At 71.8% G+C, this 17,605-nt stretch carries 17 protein-coding genes; 9 read left to right on the top strand and 8 right to left on the bottom strand.

Annotation, left to right across the window (positions count from 1 at the left end):
- Window positions 1-84: 84 nt before the first annotated feature.
- From ACGFZS_RS34065 to ACGFZS_RS34050, 4 genes are read right to left on the bottom strand one after another with little or no spacing between them, the layout of a single operon-like run.
- Window positions 85-846, bottom strand: coding sequence for an SDR family NAD(P)-dependent oxidoreductase (locus ACGFZS_RS34065; RefSeq protein WP_393658146.1), 762 nt, complete (start codon window positions 844-846; stop codon window positions 85-87).
- Complete coding sequence (hisD, locus tag ACGFZS_RS34060; RefSeq protein ID WP_393798324.1) at window positions 843-2,144, bottom strand: histidinol dehydrogenase; 1,302 nt, start codon at window positions 2,142-2,144, stop codon at window positions 843-845. The genes ACGFZS_RS34065 and hisD overlap by 4 nt, the downstream gene beginning before the upstream one ends.
- 48 nt (window positions 2,145-2,192) lie before the next feature.
- Window positions 2,193-3,128 carry a VOC family protein gene (locus tag ACGFZS_RS34055; protein ID WP_393798323.1) on the bottom strand — a complete coding sequence of 312 codons (936 nt, stop codon included), beginning with the start codon at window positions 3,126-3,128 and terminating at the stop codon, window positions 2,193-2,195.
- Window positions 3,125-4,090, bottom strand: coding sequence for a fumarylacetoacetate hydrolase family protein (locus tag ACGFZS_RS34050; RefSeq protein WP_365688987.1), 966 nt, complete (start codon window positions 4,088-4,090; stop codon window positions 3,125-3,127). The genes ACGFZS_RS34055 and ACGFZS_RS34050 overlap by 4 nt, the downstream gene beginning before the upstream one ends.
- A 254-nt stretch (window positions 4,091-4,344) precedes the next feature.
- Between ACGFZS_RS34050 and ACGFZS_RS34045 the strand changes: the two genes are divergently transcribed.
- The 8 genes from ACGFZS_RS34045 to ACGFZS_RS34010 all read left to right on the top strand — a co-directional run bounded on the left by ACGFZS_RS34045 (window position 4,345) and on the right by ACGFZS_RS34010 (window position 12,047).
- The gene (locus ACGFZS_RS34045) at window positions 4,345-4,650 is read left to right on the top strand and encodes an antibiotic biosynthesis monooxygenase family protein (protein WP_393543066.1); all 306 of its coding nucleotides are present in this window, start codon (window positions 4,345-4,347) and stop codon (window positions 4,648-4,650) included.
- A gap of 49 nt (window positions 4,651-4,699) precedes the next feature.
- On the top strand, window positions 4,700-5,824 hold the full coding sequence (locus ACGFZS_RS34040; RefSeq protein ID WP_393798322.1) for an FAD-dependent monooxygenase: 1,125 nt from the start codon (window positions 4,700-4,702) through the stop codon (window positions 5,822-5,824).
- The gene (locus tag ACGFZS_RS34035) at window positions 5,821-6,825 is read left to right on the top strand and encodes an amidohydrolase family protein (protein ID WP_393798321.1); all 1,005 of its coding nucleotides are present in this window, start codon (window positions 5,821-5,823) and stop codon (window positions 6,823-6,825) included. The genes ACGFZS_RS34040 and ACGFZS_RS34035 overlap by 4 nt, the downstream gene beginning before the upstream one ends.
- On the top strand, window positions 6,822-7,691 hold the full coding sequence (locus ACGFZS_RS34030; RefSeq protein WP_393798320.1) for a cyclase family protein: 870 nt from the start codon (window positions 6,822-6,824) through the stop codon (window positions 7,689-7,691). Before ACGFZS_RS34035 ends, ACGFZS_RS34030 begins: the two co-directional genes overlap by 4 nt.
- A 31-nt stretch (window positions 7,692-7,722) precedes the next feature.
- The gene (locus ACGFZS_RS34025; protein WP_393798319.1) at window positions 7,723-9,093 is read left to right on the top strand and encodes an FAD-binding oxidoreductase; all 1,371 of its coding nucleotides are present in this window, start codon (window positions 7,723-7,725) and stop codon (window positions 9,091-9,093) included.
- Between the two features lie 6 nt (window positions 9,094-9,099).
- Window positions 9,100-10,056, top strand: coding sequence for a fumarylacetoacetate hydrolase family protein (locus ACGFZS_RS34020; RefSeq protein WP_393798318.1), 957 nt, complete (start codon window positions 9,100-9,102; stop codon window positions 10,054-10,056).
- Between the two features lie 217 nt (window positions 10,057-10,273).
- On the top strand, window positions 10,274-11,227 hold the full coding sequence (locus ACGFZS_RS34015; protein WP_393798317.1) for a LysR family transcriptional regulator: 954 nt from the start codon (window positions 10,274-10,276) through the stop codon (window positions 11,225-11,227).
- 49 nt (window positions 11,228-11,276) lie between these two features.
- A complete protein-coding gene (locus ACGFZS_RS34010; protein ID WP_393798316.1) occupies window positions 11,277-12,047 on the top strand; it encodes an SDR family NAD(P)-dependent oxidoreductase in 771 nt (256 codons plus the stop codon).
- A 3-nt stretch (window positions 12,048-12,050) separates the two neighbouring features.
- Here ACGFZS_RS34010 and ACGFZS_RS34005 read toward each other — a convergent pair whose 3' ends face one another.
- Entirely contained in the window at window positions 12,051-13,049 is a 999-nt protein-coding gene (locus ACGFZS_RS34005) for a hypothetical protein (RefSeq protein ID WP_393798315.1), read from the bottom strand.
- A gap of 388 nt (window positions 13,050-13,437) precedes the next feature.
- On the opposite strand from ACGFZS_RS34005, the gene ACGFZS_RS34000 reads away from it, so the two are divergent.
- Window positions 13,438-14,724 (top strand): cytochrome P450, encoded by a 1,287-nt coding sequence (locus tag ACGFZS_RS34000; protein ID WP_393798314.1) that lies wholly within the window; start codon window positions 13,438-13,440, stop codon window positions 14,722-14,724.
- Window positions 14,725-14,814: 90 nt separating this feature from the next.
- Here the strand turns inward: ACGFZS_RS34000 and ACGFZS_RS33995 are convergent, their stop codons facing one another.
- The 3 genes from ACGFZS_RS33995 to ACGFZS_RS33985 are packed head-to-tail and all read right to left on the bottom strand — an operon-like array spanning window position 14,815 to window position 17,563.
- Window positions 14,815-16,332, bottom strand: coding sequence for an MFS transporter (locus ACGFZS_RS33995; protein ID WP_393798313.1), 1,518 nt, complete (start codon window positions 16,330-16,332; stop codon window positions 14,815-14,817).
- Window positions 16,333-16,345: 13 nt separating this feature from the next.
- Entirely contained in the window at window positions 16,346-16,786 is a 441-nt protein-coding gene (locus ACGFZS_RS33990) for a VOC family protein (RefSeq protein WP_393798312.1), read from the bottom strand.
- A gap of 6 nt (window positions 16,787-16,792) precedes the next feature.
- Window positions 16,793-17,563, bottom strand: a complete 771-nt coding sequence (locus ACGFZS_RS33985) for an SDR family NAD(P)-dependent oxidoreductase (RefSeq protein WP_393798311.1) — start codon at window positions 17,561-17,563, stop codon at window positions 16,793-16,795.
- Between the last annotated feature and the right edge of the window lie 42 nt (window positions 17,564-17,605).

Genomic DNA, 17,605 nt, shown 5'->3' with positions numbered 1-17,605 from the left:
GTGGCGGGAACACACGACGGCGAGGCGGACGGCCCGCATGCCGTCCACCTCGCCGTGTTCCTCTGTGTGGTTACGTCTCTGTGGTTACGCCGGTGCGATCATCCCCGCCGACAGGTCGATGTCCGCGCCGCACAGTCCGGGCATCGCGAGCATCGCCACCAGCGCCCGCGCGACCTCGTCCTCCTCCACCAGCCGGCCGAGCGCGGCCCGGGACGCGAAGTCCCGTTCCGCCTCCTCGACCGTGCAGCCGGTGAGTTCGGCGGTGAGCCGGAAGTTGCGGTCCATCCGCGGGCCGCGCACCGGGCCCGGGGACAGGGAGTTGACCGCGACGCCCCGCGGGCCCACCTCGCCCGCCAGGGTCCGGGTGAGGCCGATCAGCGCCATCTTGGAGGCGGTGTACGGGGTGCGGTGGAGCAGCGGGCGCTTGCCGCTGACCGAGGCGACGTTGACGATGTCGCCCCGTCCGGCGGCCAGCATGGGCGGCAGGAACGCCCGGCACACGAGGTAGACGCCGCGTACGTTGGCGGCGAACACGTCGTCCCACTCGTCGGGTTCGATGTCGACGAGCGGCCGCACCGGGCCCGCGACGCCGGCGTTGTTGACGAGCACCGACACGTCCTCGTCGGCGAGTTCCCCGGCCAGGGCGCGTACGGAGGCGGGGTCGGCGACGTCGCACACGGCCGTGCGGGCCGCCTCCCCCACCTTGGCCGCCGCCTCGGCGAGGGCCTGTTCGCCCCGTCCGACGAGGATCACCCGGGCCCCGGCGCCGGCGAGCGCCAGGGCGAAGGCCCGGCCCAGCGGGCCGCCCCCGCCGGTGACCAGCGCCGTACGGCCGTCCAGGCTCACGCCTTGTTCCACGGCAGTTCGTCGCCCGCGGCCTTCGCGGCCCGTACGTCACCGGAGCGGGCGTGGCCCTCGAACAGCTCGACCCGGGACGCGCGCCCGCACAGCCGTCCGAGCAGGGCCTGCGACCCGGTGTCGGTGACCTCCTGGTAGGTGACCGTCTTGAGGTACTTCCCCACCCACAGGCCGCCGGTGTAGCGGGCGGCACCACGTGTGGGCAGCACATGGTTGGTGCCGATTACCTTGTCGCCGAACGACACACAGGTGCCCTCGCCCAGGAACAGGGCGCCGTACTGGGTCATCCGCTCCAGGGCGAGACGCGGCTCGGCGGTCAGCACCTCGACGTGTTCGAAGGCGAACGCGTCGGCGAGCTCGTACAGTTCGTCGATCGAGTCGACGACGTGCACCTGGCCGTGGTCGCGCCAGGCGGGTTCCGCGTAGTCGCGCGTGGGCATGCCGGGGAGGATCCGCTCGACCTCGGCGATGGTCCGCTCGGCGACCTCGCGGGAGGTGGTGATGAGGACGGCCGGGGAGTCCGGGCCGTGCTCGGCCTGGGAGAGCAGGTCGACCGCGCAGACGAACGGGTCCGCCTGGTCGTCGGCGAGGACCAGGATCTCGGTCGGTCCGGCGAACAGGTCGATGCCGATCTCGCCGAACAGCTGGCGCTTGGCCTCGGCGACATAGGCGTTGCCGGGTCCGGCGATCAGGTTGACCGGCTCCATGGTGTCGGTGCCCACGGCCATCGCGGCGACCGCCTGGACGCCGCCGAGCAGCCAGATCTCGTCGGCGCCCGCGAGGTGCATGGCGGCGACGGTGGCGGCGGGGATCTCGCCGCGGATCGGCGGGGTGCAGGCGACCACCCGCGGCACGCCCGCCACCTTGGCGGTGACGATCGTCATGTGGGCGGAGGCGGTGAGCGGGTAACGGCCGCCGGGGATGTAGGCGCCGGCCGCCTGCACCGGGATGTGCTTCTGCCCGAGCCGGACGCCCGGCAGCGTCTCCACCTCGAACTCGCCCATCGAGGCGAGCTGGTGGCGGGCGAAGTTGCGGACCTGCTCCTGGACGAAGGTGATGTCGTCGATGACCTGCTGGGGCACCGAGGCGACGATCTTCTCGACGTCCTCGGCGCTCAGCCGGAAGGAGTCCGGGCTCCACTTGTCGAACTTCTCGGAGTACGCGCGGACGGCCTCGTCACCGCGCTCCCGGATGTCCGCGATGACACCGGCCACCGTCTCGCGTACCTGGTCGAGGGAGGCGGCCACCTCGGACTTGGGCACGGCGTGCTTCAGGATCTCTGCCACAGCTGCGGCCTTTCTCAAGAGTTCTCGGCTCGGAGGATCATCGGAGGATCAGACGGGAGGCGCTTCGAAGAGCACGTCGGGGTCGTTGAACTGCTCCTTGGCGACCGACTCGCTCATCGGGTCGGCGGTGCCCCACTGGTCCTGGGTGATCGGGTCGTCGACGTCGTGCCGGCCGGGGTGCCACAGGTCCTCTTCGAGGACGGCGAGCTCGGTGGTGTACTCGACGGTGTTGCCGTGCGGGTCGTGGAAGTACGAGAAGGTGTTGTCGCCCGCCAGGTGCCGTCCCGGGCCCCAGGTGAGGCGGGTCCCGGCGCGCAGCGCACGCCCGGTGCCGCGCATGTACTCCTCCACCCCGCGCATCTCGAACGAGGCGTGGTGCAGCGACACATGGGGGCCGCGCGCGATGGCGAAGGAGTGGTGCAGCGGGCTGCACCGCAGGAAGTACATGAGGTCACCCATGTGCGTGGAGTACAGGGTGTCGGTGAGCCGGAAGCCCAGGTGCTCGATGTAGAAGTCGCGCAGCCGCTCGGGGTCCTGGGAGTTGATCACACAGTGCGAGAGCCGTACCGGGATGGCCTCGCGCTCCTCGATCTTGCGGTGGGTGCGGGTGGCCACGTCCGCCGAGACCTCGACGACCCGGCCGTCGAGGTCGAAGAAGCGCAGCCCGTAGCCGCCGCCGGGGGTGTCGAGGGCGCGGGGTTCGTGGATGATCCGCACCCCGGCCCGGCCCAGCCGCACCGCCAGTTCGTCGACCGCCGCGGCCGAGACCGCCCCGAAGGCGACCAGGTCCATCCGCTTCCGCTCGTCCTCGCGGATCCGGACGATGTACTGCTCCGGGCTGCCCTCGGCGGCGAAGAACGCGATGCCGCCGTCGTTCGCCACCTCGGTCAGGCCCCAGGTGGTGCCGTAGAAGGCCCGCTGGGTGGCGAAGTCCGGTACGGCCAGGTCGACATGGCGCAGGTGGCTGATGGGCTGGAAGCTCATGCGTGGCTCCTGACGGTGTTGCGCTGATGGCCGAGGCCGGTGATCTCCGCGTCGATCACGTCACCGGGCCTGAGGAAGACCCCCCAGTGCGCGCCGTTGCCGGCCGGGGAGCCGGTGAGCAGCAGGTCGCCGGGGCGCAGGGTGGTGGTCGTGGAGGCGTAGGCGATCAGCCGGGGAATGTCGAAGATCATGTCCTTGGTGGACTCGTCCTGCCGGACCACGCCGTTGTGCCGCAGGGTGATCCGCAGGTCGCCCGGGTCGCCGACGAAGTCGGCCGGGACCAGGAAGGGTCCGGTCGGCAGGAAGGTGTCGGCGTTCTTGGCGGTGAACCAGTCGGTGCCGATGGCCTTCAGGTCGGGCCGGTAGAGCCGGTCACGGGTCGTCAGGTCGTTGCTGATCGTGTAGGCGGCGACGTACGACATGGCCTCCTCGGCCGGGATGTCCTTGCCCGACTTCCCGATGACCAGGGCGAGTTCGAGCTCCCAGTCGTGCTGTTCGCCGAGTGCGGGCAGTACGACGTCGTCGTACGGTCCGCACAGTGCGCGCGGCGAGCCGAGGAAGATGTACGGAACGCCGTTGCGACTCCGTTCGTCCATCATCTTCTCGGCGTCGGCGCGGGCCTCCTCGGGGGTGGCGCCGTGCACACTCTCCTTCTCGGCGGCGACCAGATCCACCACGTGCTTGCGGTAGTTGGCGCCGCTCTGCAGGATCTGGCCGGGCTCGATCGGGGTCAGGACCCGCAGGTCCGCCAGGTCGTGCCAGGTGCCGTCGGCGGAGGCGGCCAGTTCGTGCAGCAGGGGCAGCCAGGCGTCCCAGTCCTCGACGAGTTCGCGCACCGACCCGGCCCGGTCGGAGAGGTCGCGGACCCGCGCGCCGGCGACCAGGCCGGGGAAGGCGGCCGCGGCACCGCGGAAGGTACCCAGCGCGAAGGGTCCGGCGTGGGAGGGGGAAGGTTCGGGCACGGGCGGCTCTCCTCGTACGGGTGGGGGCTCGCCTTCGACGCTAGGCATCGCGCGCGGTCGGCGGAAATGGCCGTTCACGATGGCTGCCATCGGCTGCGGTCCCACCCCCTGCCTGCGCGGATGCGGCCGGGCCGGGCGGGCGGCTCCATCGCCGTACGGGATGGATGACGTCCCCCTTGCCGATGACTGGATCCGTTGACCCTGCAGGTACCGCCGATCAGGCTCGATGCCACCCCGATCGCTAGGAGCACACCGTGGTAGTCGAGCATGCCGAGCTGACCGTCGAGGAAGGCCGGGAAGCGGAGTTCCAGGAGGTCTTCGGCAAGGCCCGCCAGGTGCTCGCCGAGGCCGACGGCTTCCGCTGGGCCGAGCTGCTGCGCTGCGACGAGCGACCGCGGACGTTCCTGCTGCTCGTCGGCTGGGAGTCGGTCGAGGCGCACACGGTCGGGTTCCGGGAGTCGGAGCGGTTCGCCCGCTGGCGGGCCCTGGTCGGCCCGTTCTTCGCCGCCCCGCCGGCCGTCGAGCACTACCACGAGCTGGGCCCCCGCTACACCGGCTGAGTGCCGCTGACCCCCACTGTCTGCCTTTCTACCTTCGCAAGGATCGCCCATGCCCGTGAACAAGGTGCTCGTCGTCGGCGGCGGCATCACCGGAAGCGTGCTGTGTCTCGCCCTCGCCCAGCGCGGTGTCGAGGCGGAGCTCGTCGAGATCTCCCCCCAGTGGTTCGGGGTGGGACATGGCATCACCATCCAGGGCAACGCGCTCAAGGCGCTGCGTTCGGTCGGCGTGCTGGACCGGGTTCTGGCCCGGGCGGTGCCCTTCGACCACATGCGGCTGCGCCGGGCCGACGGCGGTCTGATCACCGAACTGCAGACCCCGCACACCGGCGGCGAGGACCTGCCGTCGACGGCGGGCGCGCTCCGCTCCGACCTGCAGAACGCGCTCTGCGACGCGGTGCACGCGCACGGCGTCACCGTCCGGCTGGGCCTGAGCGTGCGTGAGCTGGCCGAGCGGGACGACCAGGTGGACGTCACCTTCACCGACGGCTCCACCGGCCGCTACGACCTGGTGGTGGGCGCGGACGGCATCAACTCGTCGATGCGGGCCCTCATCGGCATCGAGGCGAAGCCCCGCCCGGTCGGCATGTCGATCTTCCGGGTGGTGGCGCGGCGTCCCGCCGAGATGGACTGCGCCGAGGTCTACTACGGGGGCCCGCGCTACAAGGCCGGGTACAGCCCGATCTCCGACGACCAGTGCTACGCCTACCTCCTCGACGAGAACCTGGACGCCTCCCTGATCGGCCCGCGCGTCTCCCTGGACCTGATGCGCGAGCGCGGCGCCGGCTACGGCGGCACCTGGGGGAAGATCCTCGCCTCGCTGCCCGACGACACGGCGGTCGACTACCGCTGGATCGAGGCGGTCCTGGTCGACGAGGACTGGTACCGGGGCCGGACCATGGTGATCGGCGACGCGGCGCACGCCTGCCCGCCGCTGATCGCGCAGGGTGCCGCGATGTGCATGGAGGACGCGGTGCTGCTGGCCGAGCTGGTCGCCGGCGACGAGCCGCTGGAGCGGGCCCTGGAGCGGTTCATGGCCCGGCGCCTGCCGCGGGTCCGCATGGTGCTGGACAACTCCCTCCAGCTCGCGGAGTGGGAGATCCATCCGGACACCCCGGGCGCCGACCCGGCCCGGATCATGTCGGACACGCTCTCCTCGCTGACGGCCGCCGCATGAGCACGCCCGTCGTCGACTTCCACGGCCATCTCGCGGTCCCGGAGGCCGACGCCCTGGTGGCGGGCACCGAGGGCTTCGCGGCCGAGCTGGCCGCCGAGCAGCGCGCCCACTCCCCGGAGTCCCTGGCCGCCAACCGGGCGCAACTCCAGCGCCTGGCGGGGAAGTTGACGGACGTGGAGGTCCGGCTCGCCGATCTCGACGCGATGGGCGTCGACCTCCAGGTGGTCGGCCCGATGCCCATGCACCACTACTGGGCCGGGCCCGATCTGGCGGTACGGCTGGCCGCTACCGTCAACGAGGCGGTCGCCGAGCACTGCGCCGCCGTACCAGAACGGCTCCGCGGCCTGGGCACGGTACCGCTGCAGCACCCGGACCTGGCCGTGGCCCTGCTGGACAAGGCGGTCACCGAACTCGGCCTGTCCGGCATCAGCGTCTCCACCACGGTCGAGGGACGCGAGCTGGCCGACCCGGCGCACGACGAAGTCTGGCTGAAGGCCGAGGAGTTGGGCGCGGTCGTCTTCGTCCACCCGTGGGGCTGCTCGCTCGGTGAGCGGCTCGCCTCGCACTACCTCGGCAACACGGTCGGCCAGCCGACCGAGACCACGGTCGCGCTTTCCCGGCTGATCTTCACCGGGGTCCTGGACCGCTTCCCCCGGCTGAAGCTGGTGGCCGCGCACGGCGGCGGCTACCTGCCGACGTACATCGGCCGTTCCGACCACGCCTGGCACGTACGGCCGGACGCGCGCGGCTGTGCCGAGCCGCCCAGTTCCTATCTGCGGCGGATGTGGTTCGACGCCCTCGTCTACACCCCGCGCGCGCTGCGGCACCTGGTCGAGGAGGTGGGCGCGGACCGGGTGGTGCTCGGTACCGACCACCCCTTCGACATGGGCGTGACCGACCCGGTGGCCCGCCTGGACGCGGCCGGTCTCGATCCGGCCGCCCGGGACGCGATCGCCGGGGGCAACGCGCTCGGCCTGCTGGTGAAAGGAGACGCCCGATGATCCTGGGCCCCCTGGAGGAAGAGCTCGCCAAGGCCCGCGCCGCCTGCCGGAACCGGGGCCGCTGGGGCGAGGGCGACGTGCTGGGCACGCTCAACCTCATCGACGACGCGATCCGCGCGCACGCCGCGAGTCTGGTCCGGCGCGGCCGTTCGTTCTCTCTGGCCCAGGAGTTCGACGAACCGGGCACGCGGCGCGGTGACCGGGACCTGCTGCCCCCGCGGGCCTGCACCCACTGGGACGGGCCGGGCCGGGTCCACGGCGACGAGCAGGCGTGGCACGACCGTCCGCGCACCGCCGTCACCGGCGCCGGGGACTCCGCGACCGGCATCGACCGCATGCGGGGCGCGTTCACCGGCCGCGGGGTGCTCCTCGATGTCGGCCGGGTGGCCGGGGACGCGCGCGGTGAACTCCCGGACGGCTTCGCGATCACCGAGGAGCACCTGCGCGACACGATCGAGGCGCAGGGCGCCACGTCGAGCGTGCGCCGGGGTGACATCGTTCTCGTCCGCACCGGCCAGCTGGGCCGGGTGCGGCGGCTCGGCGCGTGGGGCGGGTACGCGGGCGGGGACGCGCCCGGCCTGTCCTTCACCACCCTCGGCTGGCTGCACCGCACGGAGATAGCGGCCGTCGCCGCCGACACCTGGGGCCTGGAGGTACGGCCGTACGAGTTCGCCGAGCCGGCCACGGACCCGCTGCACCGGATCGCCATCCCCGCCATGGGGCTGCCGCTGGGCGGGATGTGGGACCTGGACGCCCTCGCGGAGGACTGCGCGGCCGACGGTGTCCACGAGTTCCTGCTGGTCGCCGCCCCGCTCCCGGTCACCGGCGCGGTCGGTGCCCCCGTCAGCCCCATCGCCGTCAAGTGACCCGTCCAGCGAGCCGCGAATGAGCCCCCACGTGAACACGAACCGTTTCTCCGGCACCCTCCACCTCCCCGGCGACGAGGACTTCGAGGAGGCCTGCCTCGGCCGGGTCTTCAACGCCCGCCGCCCGGCCGACCGCACCCCCGCCGCCGTCCTCAGGGCGGCCACCGAACAGGACGTCGTCGAAGGCGTCCGGTTCGCCCTGGAACGCGGCTGGCAGGTCGCCGTCCGCTCCGGCGGACACAGCTGGGCCGCCTGGTCGGTGCGCCGGGACGCGCTGCTGATCGACCTCGGCGACTTCCGTGAGATGGCGTACGACGAGACCACCGGGATCGTCACCGCCACCCCCAGCGTCAAGGGCGGCGACGAACTCAACCCGTATCTCGGCGGGTTCGGGCGCTTCTTCAACGGCGGGCACTGTCCCTCCGTCGGCATCGGCGGCTTCCTGCTGCAGGGCGGGCAGGGCTGGAACGCGCGCGGCTGGGGCTGGGCGGCCGAGAACATCGTGGCGATCGACGTCGTCACGGCGGACGGCGAGCTGGTCCGGGCCGACGAGAGCGAGAACAGCGACCTGTTCTGGGCGGCGCGCGGGGCGGGCCCCGGCTTCTTCGGCGTCGTCACCCGCTTCCACCTGCGCACCCGCCCCCTCCCCCGGCATCTGGCGCACACCGTGCACGCCTACCCGCTCGACCTCTTCGACGAGGTCATGACCTGGCTCCACGACACCCACCACACGGTCTCCGACCTGGTGGAGATCGTCGCGCTCACCCAGACCCCGCCCGACCTCGACGGTCCGGTGCTGCTGGTCACCGGCGTCTCGATGACCGACACCCCCGAGGAGGCGGCCGAGGCGCTGGCGCCGCTGCACGCCAACCCGTACGCCGACCGGGCCCTGTTCCGTGTCGAGGCGCAGCCCACCACCCTCGCCGAGCAGCTGGCCGGCCAGCGCACCGCCAACCCGGAGGGCCACCGCTACTTCGTCGACAACGCCTGGCTGACCGGCACCGCCGAGGAGGTCGTCCCGGCGATCCGCAAGGCGTTCACCGAGCACCCCACCCGGCAGACCTTCACCATCTGGTTCTCGATGGCCCCGCTGCGCGCACTGCCCGACATGGCCTTCTCGATGCAGTCGGAGATCTACAGCGCCACCTATGTCGTCCACGACGACTCCACGCGGGACGCGGAGCTGCGCGCCTGGCTGGACGAGGCGATGGCGGCCATGCGGCCGGTGACCGCGGGCCAGTACCTGGGCGACTCCGACTTCACCGTACGGCAGCTGCGGTTCATGGGGGACGAGCAGTGGCGGCGGCTGAACGGGATCCGGGCCGCCCGCGACCCCAAGGGCGTGTTCGCCGGATATCTGAGCGCCGGGACCGTCACCAACACCAACCACTGGGAGAGCTGAGCAGCCATGCGTTTCGCGACATACGAGTACGAGGGCGAGGAGCGCGCCGGCGCGGTGCGGGACGGGGTGATCCACCCGCTGCCCGAGGGGGTGACCCTGCTGGCCCTGATCGAGGCCGGGGTGCTGTACGCGGCCGGCATCGAAGCCCTGGACGCACCCAGCGAGTTGACGGTGGATCAGGTGCGGCTGCTGCCGCCGCTGAAGCCGCCGTCCATCCGGGACTTCGTCGGGTTCGAGGCGCACATCGAGGGTGTCTCGAAGTCGCTGGACGGTCTGGAGCACGTGCCCGAGGAGTGGTATCGGGCGCCGAACTTCTACTTCACCAACCCGCACGCGGCCTACGGCGCCCATGACGACGTGCCGATCCCGGCGGGCTGCTCGGTGCTCGACTTCGAGCTGGAGGTCGGCGCGGTCATCGGCCGCGGCGGCCGGGACCTCACGCCCGGGCAGGCGAGGGACCACATCATCGGGTACCTGGTCTTCAACGACTGGTCGGCCCGTGACCTGCAGAAGCCGGAGAAGAACCTCGGCCTGGGCTTCTCCAAGGGCAAGGACTTCGCCAACACCCTCGGCCCCTTCCTCGTCACCGCCGACGAGGTGGAGGACCGGCGGGATCCGGACGGCTTCCTGGACCTGGAGATGACGGTCACCCTGAACGGCGAGCTGATCGGCCGGGACACCCTGGCCAACGTCTCCTGGACCTTCGAGGAGATGATCGCCTACGCCAGCCGGGACGCCTGGGTGCGCCCCGGTGACATCCTCGGGTCCGGCACCTGCGGCTGGGGCGCCCTGGCGGAGTTCTGGGGCCGTGTGGGGGAGCGCACACCGCCCCCGCTGCGGGCCGGGGACGAGGTGACGCTGACCGTCGAGGGACTGGGCACGGTGTCCAACAGGATCGTGCCCGGACGGGCGGACGCGTACCTTCCGCGGGCCCGCAAAAGGGGTCGCACGCCCCGGCCGTAACACGGGGACCTGTGGGGGGCCTGTGGTGCGCGCAGACCCCCCACCTGCGGGTATCCGGCGACCGGATGCCTGGCATCGAATCTTCCTGAGAGTCGGCCCGACCCCCTTCCTCGACGGCCGTCCGCTGGTTAACCTCGCGTTTCACCGAAGCTTCAAAGACGTGGCCGGCCGGAAGGGGACATCCGTGGGTCTCGGAGCGATCGATCTCAATCTTCTGGTGGCACTGGAAGCACTCCTGGAGGAGAAGAACGTCACCCACGCGGGTGTACGACTGTCCACCAGCCAGTCCGCGATGAGCGGCTCGCTGGCGCGGCTGCGGCGCCACTTCAACGACGAGCTGCTGATCCGGGTGGGCCGGGAGTACGAGCTCACCCCGCTGGCGGAGCGGCTGCTGCCGGTCGTCCAGGGCTCGCTGCAGAAGGCCGAGGAGGCGCTGTCGCTGACCCGGCACTTCGAGCCGGGGCGCAGCCGCCAGCGGTTCTCCGTGGTGATGTCGGACTATGTGATGACGGTGTTCGTGGAGCCGCTGCTGCGGGTGATCGCGGCCGAGGCGCCCGGCATCCGGATCGACTTCCATCCGATCGTGGACGGGCAGCTGGAGACGGAGACGCATCTGCGCTGCCACGACCTGATGATCGTGCCGCTCGGCTACCAGCTGCCGGGGGTGAGCGAGGCGGTGATGCACGACCGGTTCGTGTGCATCGTGGACCCGGACAACCCGCGGCTGGTGGACGGCCGGCTCACCCTGCGCGACCTGGCGGAGATGCCGCACGCGGCCTGCGCCATCGGCAAGAGCCACACCCCCGCCGAGCGTCAGCTGGAGACCCTCGGGATCACCCCGAAGGTGCAGGTCAGCACGCCCGGCTTCAGTGTGCTGCCGTTCCTGGTGAGCGGCACGGACCTGGTGGCGATGGTCCCGGAGCGGCTGGCGCGGCGCTACGAGGACTTCGCGCGCTGTGCGGTCGTACCGGCGCCGTTCCCGGACGTGCCGCTGGTGGAGGCCATGTACTGGCACCACAACCGGCACGCGGACCCGGCGCACCGCTGGCTGCGGGACACGGTCCGCAGGGTCGGGGCGGCGCTGGGCGAGGAGCCGCCGCCGCTGGAGATCGCCGACGTGGATGCCACCCATGCCGAGAGCGCGTTTCCGGAGCTGTCCGCGGCTTCCTAGCGTGGACGGGAGGACATCCCGCACGCCCCTGGAGGAAACCGTGGAAGCCGTGAGCCGCACGCGCCTGGCGGGCCGTACCGTCGTCGTCACCGGAGCCGCGCAGGGCCAGGGAGCCGCCGAGGCGGCCGCGGCCGCCCGGGAGGGCGCCACGGTGATCGCGACCGACGTGCTGGACGAGGCCGGCGAGAAGCTCACCGCGTCCCTGCGTGCCGACGGGCTCGACGTCCGCTACGTCCACCTGGACGTGACCTCGGCCGAGGACTGGGCGGCGCTGGCGGACTCCCTCGACGTGGTGCACGGCCTGGTGAACAACGCGGGCATCCCGATGCGGGCCCGGCTCGGCCAGGTCGAGCTCGCCGACTGGAACCGGGCCTTCGCCGTGAACACCACCGGCGCCCTGCTCGGCATCCAGGCGCTCGCCCCGCTGATGCCGGCCGGTTCCTCGATCGTGAACGTCGGCTCGGTCGCCGGGCTCACCGCCCATCACGCCGTCGCGTACACGACCAGCAAGTGGGCGCTGCGGGGCCTGTCCAAGGTGGCGGCCCTGGAGCTGGCCCCGCGCGGCATCCGGACGAACATCATCCACCCCGGGTACATCGAGACCCCGCTGATGGCGACCGCCAACCCGGTCTTCGTCGCCGCCCACCTCGCCATGACGCCCCAGGGCCGCCCCGGCACCGTCGACGAGGTGGCGCCGCTCGTCGTCTATCTCCTCTCCGACGAGGCGTCCTACGTCAACGGCGCGGAGATCGCCGTCGACGGCGGCTACTCCTCGCACGGCCCGGTGAAGGCGATCACCAACGCCCTCGACCAGGACTGAGCCTCAGCTCTTGAGCTGCTCCAGCGTGGACCTGGTGTCCGTCTTCAGCCAGCCCGTCACGTCGTCGAGCGTCGGCGGGTCGGTGTCGTTGTCGTACGAGGAGAAGTACGCGCTGTAGCTCATGGTGTACGTCATCCAGCCGTCCCGGACCGCGAGGGTGGCGTACCGCGAGCCGCTGGTGGAGGAGCCGTTGCTGGTGTCCTCGGTGACCAGGTAGGCCTCGTCGCCGATGCCGCTCACCGGGCTCACGTCGTAGTCCGTGTGGCTGTCGCCGTAGTTCTTCCAGGTGGCCGTGAACTCCGGCCCCGGGTCGGTCTTCTTGTGGAGGTCGACCTGCAGGGTGAGATAGGCGTCCCCGTAGCTGGACCCGGTCTTCTTGAGACTGAGACTGCAGTAGCTCTCGTCCAGGGCCGGGTCCTTCAGCGCGTTCTTGGTCGGGGACGAGTCGTCCTCGGGGTACTCGTCCTTGAACGACGAGTAGTCCGCGCCGGAGCAGAGGTTGGCGGGCGCCTGGTAGCCGCGCAGGTCCGCGCTGTCCCCGAAGCCCCCGGTCAGGAAGACGCCGGCCGCCCAGGCCGCGGAGGCGACCACCGCGCCCACCGCCGCCCACAGCACGGCCTGCCCGGCCTTGCCCCCACCGCCACCGGGCGGCGGTGGGGCCACCGGCGGATAGCCGTAACCGGGCTGCGGGGCATAGGGGTTGGCCTGCGGCGGCGGGGCGGGCTGGTTGACGAGGGTCGGCTGGGCGTAGGGGTTCTGCGGCGGGGGCGGCGACTGCGGGTTCGGGTAGGGATACGCGGTCGGCTGAGCGGCCTGGGCCGGCGGTATCGGCGGGGCCGGCTGGGGCGTCGGGGCCGACTGGGGCACGGCGGCCGGGGGCTGGGCCGCCGGCTGCGCGGGCGGTGCGGGCTGCTGCTCGGGCGGCTCGGGCGGTGCGGGGTGCTGCTGCGGGGGCTGCGGCTGCTGCGGAGAGGAGGGCGGCTGCTGCGGTGGCGTGGACATGTCGTGAAGATAAGGCATAACCCGACATCAAGTCCCGCTCCGGCCAGGACCGTTATGCAGCGGACGCCAAGGTTCTCCCCATGTCCGTCGACTCAGGAAACCCACCTGACCCATCGTCAGATGGTTTTGCGCCTTCCTCGCAAACCCAGGTCGGCGCATATTGCCGGGCTGTCGGGGACCGTGCCACGATCGGACAAATATTCGCCCAGTTGGCAGTGGGGTGTTCATGAAACGGACACGACGCCTGGTGGCTCGCCTGGTCGGCAGGAAGCGGGTAAGCGGTCGTTACCCGTACTGGCCCTACCAACTCCGGTAGCCCGCGGGCACCGGACGACACCGATCGCAGGATCCCGGACCAGGGGTCCTGCGGTCATTCCGGGGAGGCCGGATGGCACACGGCGAGGAGCCCGGCCGGCCGCCGGGCCCGCGCGGGCACTGGCTGACCGGCAACATGCGCGCCTACGAGGCCGACCGGATCGGCTTCCTGCGCCGCTGCCACCACGCCTACGGTGACGTCTTCTCCTTCGACGAGGACACCGTGTTCGTGATCGACCCGGACCTGGCCCACGAGACGCTCGTCAGGACCGGCCACGGCTTCGTGACGGAGCTCGCGCCGTTCGACATGCGGCGGGATCTCGACCAGGCCGCCGCGCAGGCCGCCGCCTGGATGTCCGCACGCCGTACCCTGCGGCCGGGGCTCAGCCGCTCGGCCGCGGCCTCGTCCGACGACCGTACCGCCGGGTTCCTCGACGCGGTCCTGGCCGGCGGTGCCGGCCGTGAGGTGGACGTGCTCACCGCGATGCGGGCGTTCACCGCCCGGGCGATCGCCGACTACTGCTTCGGCACGGACTCCGCCGGCGTCCCCGGTCTGCTGCACGAACTCATCAGCGCCACCCAGCCGTTCACGGAGTCGTCCTACGAGTTCCCCGGGTGGCTGCCGGTCCGCCGCCACCGGCGCTTCTTCCACGCCTACCGGCGCCTGATCGACGCGATGACCGCGATCGTCCGGCAGCGGCGGGCGTCCGACGCCGGGACGCCACGGGAGGACCTGCTCGGGTTCCTGCTCGACGCGGACCCGGCCATGCCCGACGCCACCGTGGCCTCGACGCTGCACAGCGTCCTCATGGGCGGTCACGGGGTGCCCGCCGCCGCGCTCACCTCCGTCGTACGGGAACTCGCCCGCAGGCCCCGGCTCGTCGGCGAGCTGCGCGCCGAGGCGGACGGGCCGGTCAAGGGCGGCGCCCCGGCGTCGGCGGGCCGGCTGCCGCTGGCCGAGGCCGTGGTCCGCGAGACGCTCCGCCTGTATCCGCCCGCGTGGCTGATGACCCGCACCGCCGCCACCGCGACCGGCCTGGGTCCCTGGTCGCTCGACCCCGGCGACGACGTCCTGCTCAACGCCTACCTGATCCACCGGGACCCCCGGTGGTGGCGGCACCCGGACGAGTTCGACCCCGCCAGGTGGCTGGACGGGCGGACGGCACCCGGTGCGGCCTACCTTCCGTTCGGCGCCGGACCCCGGGTCTGCCTGGGGTCGGCCCTGGCCGTGCGGCAGCTCACCCTGGCCACCTCACGGCTCGCCCAACGCTTCACCATCGAGTCACCGAACGCCTCCTCGGCGGCCCCGAAGTTCGCCGGCCGCCTCGCACCGGCAGGCCTGCGGGCCCGCTTTCACTGATCGGGGGCGAGTTCACTGATCGGGGGCGAGCAGGTCCCGGCACGGCGGAAGGCCGGGGCACCGGCCCCGGCCTTCCCGGCGCGTTGCGGATCAGGCGGACGCGGCCGGCACCGGCGCCCCCGCCGTCGCACGGGCGGTGCTCCTGCGGACCAGCAGCAGGGTGACCACCGCGCCGAGCAGCGAGGCGCAGCCGCAGATCACCACGCCCAGGGACATGCCGTGCGCGAGGGCGTCCCGCGCTGCGGCCTTGGCGCTGTCGCTGCCCGCGTTGACCACGGCCAGCGGACCGGCCGCCGCCTCCATGCCGGCGTCGGCGCCGGACAGCTTGCCGACCAGCGCGGAGGAGGCCGCGCTCATCGCGACCGTGCTGATCACGGCCGGGCCGAGGCCCTGACCGAACTCGCGGACCAGGCTGGTCGCGCCGCTCGCCATGCCGGTCATCTCGATCGGCACCGCGTTGACGGCGGCCGACGTCAGCGAGGAGACCACGCAGATGAAGCCGACGCCGAGCAGCAGCACCGGGCCGATGAAGGCCGCCAGCGAGGTGGTGGTGATCGGCAGCGCGGCGATCCAGAACTGGCCGGCGGCCATCGGCAGCAGGCCGCCCATCAGCAGCCAGCGCGGCTCGACCCGGGTGAGCATCTTGCTGAGCACCGGGGCGAGCAGCAGCGGGATCAGCTGGAGGATCACGAACGGCATACCGGCCCGCAGGGCGCTGAGGTGCATCACCGCGCCCAGCCGGATGGAGACCACGTAGGCCGTGCCGATGAAGCCGAACATGCCGGTCAGCGCGACCACCGCGGCCGCCGCGAACGACGGGATCCTCAGCAGCTCCAGGTTGAACATCGGGGACACGGCGCGCTTCTCGGCGATCACGAAGCCGACCAGGGCCACGGCGGCCAGGGTCAGCGCGAAGACGATCGACGGGCTGCTCCAGCCGCGGTCGCCGCCCTCGATGATGCCCCACAGCAGGGCGGTGAGACCGACGGCCACACTGATCTGACCGAGCCAGTCCAGGGCCCGGCCCTCGGGTGCCTTGGAGTCGGTGACCAGCGCCCAGGCGGCGATGCCGACCGCGATGCCGAGGACGACCGGCGGCACGAACGCCCAGCGGAAGTCGGCGACCGTGGCCAGGATGCCGGAGGACAGCGGGCCCACGGCGGAGGCGAGGGAGATGCTCAGCGCCCAGATGGAGACCGCCTTGGCGCGGTCCTTCTCCTCGGGCGTCGCGGCGGCGATCACGGCGAGGGAGCTCGGGAAGAGCGCGGCGGCACCGACACCGGCGAGGGCCTGGCCGATCCAGAGCATGGTGATGTTCTGGGAGGTGGCGTTGAGGAGTTCACCGAGCGCCAGCACGAATCCGCCGAGGACCAGCAGCCGCTTACGGCCGAACAGGTCGCCCACCACACCAAAATTCAGTTCCAGGATCGCGGTGGGGAGAATGAACGCGGAGGTGACCCAGGCGACTTGCGATCCGGAGGCCCCGAACGCGGTCTGGATTTCCCCGTTGATGGGCGAGGGGACGGTAATGCACAGCTGCGCGGCGGCAACCGCCAGACAACAGGCGATGAGCGTGCCCACGTCCAGCTTCTTCACAGCGTCGGTCATTCCGTACTCCGTCTCAGGGATTAGCAGTGGTGCCGCGTTCGGTCGGTTCGCCGCGTTCTATGAGTTCGATGAGATTTCCCTCGGGGTCCTTGACCCAGGCCATCCGCACCCCCGGTTCGGGGGACGGCCCGGGAGCGAGGACCTCGCTCGCTCCATGGGCCGTCAACACGGAGTACACGGGGTCGAGTTCGGGTGTGGTGACCGCGAAGTGCCCGTACCCCTCGGTGAGTACGGCCGTCATCGGGTCCGGCGCCCGGAGGCCGGGCGTGGATCCGGGCCTGGCGAGCAGCTCGATGCGCCAGCCGTGCGGGTGTTCCAGGACGACTCCGGTCAGTCCGGGGCCGTCGAGATGGAACTCGAAGACGGTCTCCAGTCCGAAGACCGTCTGATACCAGGAGAGTTGGGCGGGCAGGTCGTGTACGTTCAGGCCCACGTGGTCGAGTCGTGCGTGCATGCGCGCTCAGCCCGCCATCGCGCTGTCGCCGCCGTCGACCATGAGGTTCGCGCCGTTGACGAAGGCCGCCTCGTCGGAGCAGAGGAAGGCCGCGGCTCGGGCGATGTCCTCCGGCTGCCCCACCCGGCCGACCGGGATCCGCGCCTCCAGCTGGGCCTTCGGTCCGTCCGGGTCGTCGAGGAAGGGTGCGGTGGCGGAGGTGCGGGTTATGCCGGGGGCGATGCTGTTGACCCGGATGTGGTGCGGGGCGCCGGCCGCGCACAGGTGCTTGGTCATCGCGAGGACCCCGCCCTTGGCGGCGCCGTGCGGCACCATCGGCATGAACAGCGCCCCGCGCTCGGCGGCCACGGAGGCGACGTTCAGGACGGCCCCGCCGCCGCGCGCGACCAGGTGCGGCCAGGCGGCCTGCGTGCAGAAGTAGGGGATGTCCAGCTCGTTCTTGATGGTGAAATACCAGTCCTCGGCCGGCATCGTCTCGAACGGGCCGTTCCGGAGTGCGGAGGCGTTGTTGTAGAGGATGTCGATCCCGCCGAATTCCGCGATCCCGGCCTCGATCCACTCCCGGGCCCCGGCCTCGGTGGAAAGGTCGACCGGCGCCAGCGAACGCATCACACCGCCGGCCTTCTCGACGAGAGCGACGGTTTCGGCGGCGCCGCCCTCATCGATGTCACAGCCGAATACGGTGGCGCCCTCGGCCGCGAATACCTGGGCCGCGGCCCGGCCGATTCCTGCCCCCGTTCCACTGATGAAAGCGATTTTTCCGGCCAATCGACCCATGATTGCCAAGTCCCTTGTCCCATGCCGCCCGAGTGCGGTGCT

It is taken from the genome of Streptomyces sp. NPDC048288, from assembly GCF_043201555.1.
GTDB lineage: Bacteria > Actinomycetota > Actinomycetes > Streptomycetales > Streptomycetaceae > Streptomyces.
Note: the sequence above shows the minus strand (reverse complement) of the source record. Positions and strands in the feature narration are given on the sequence as shown.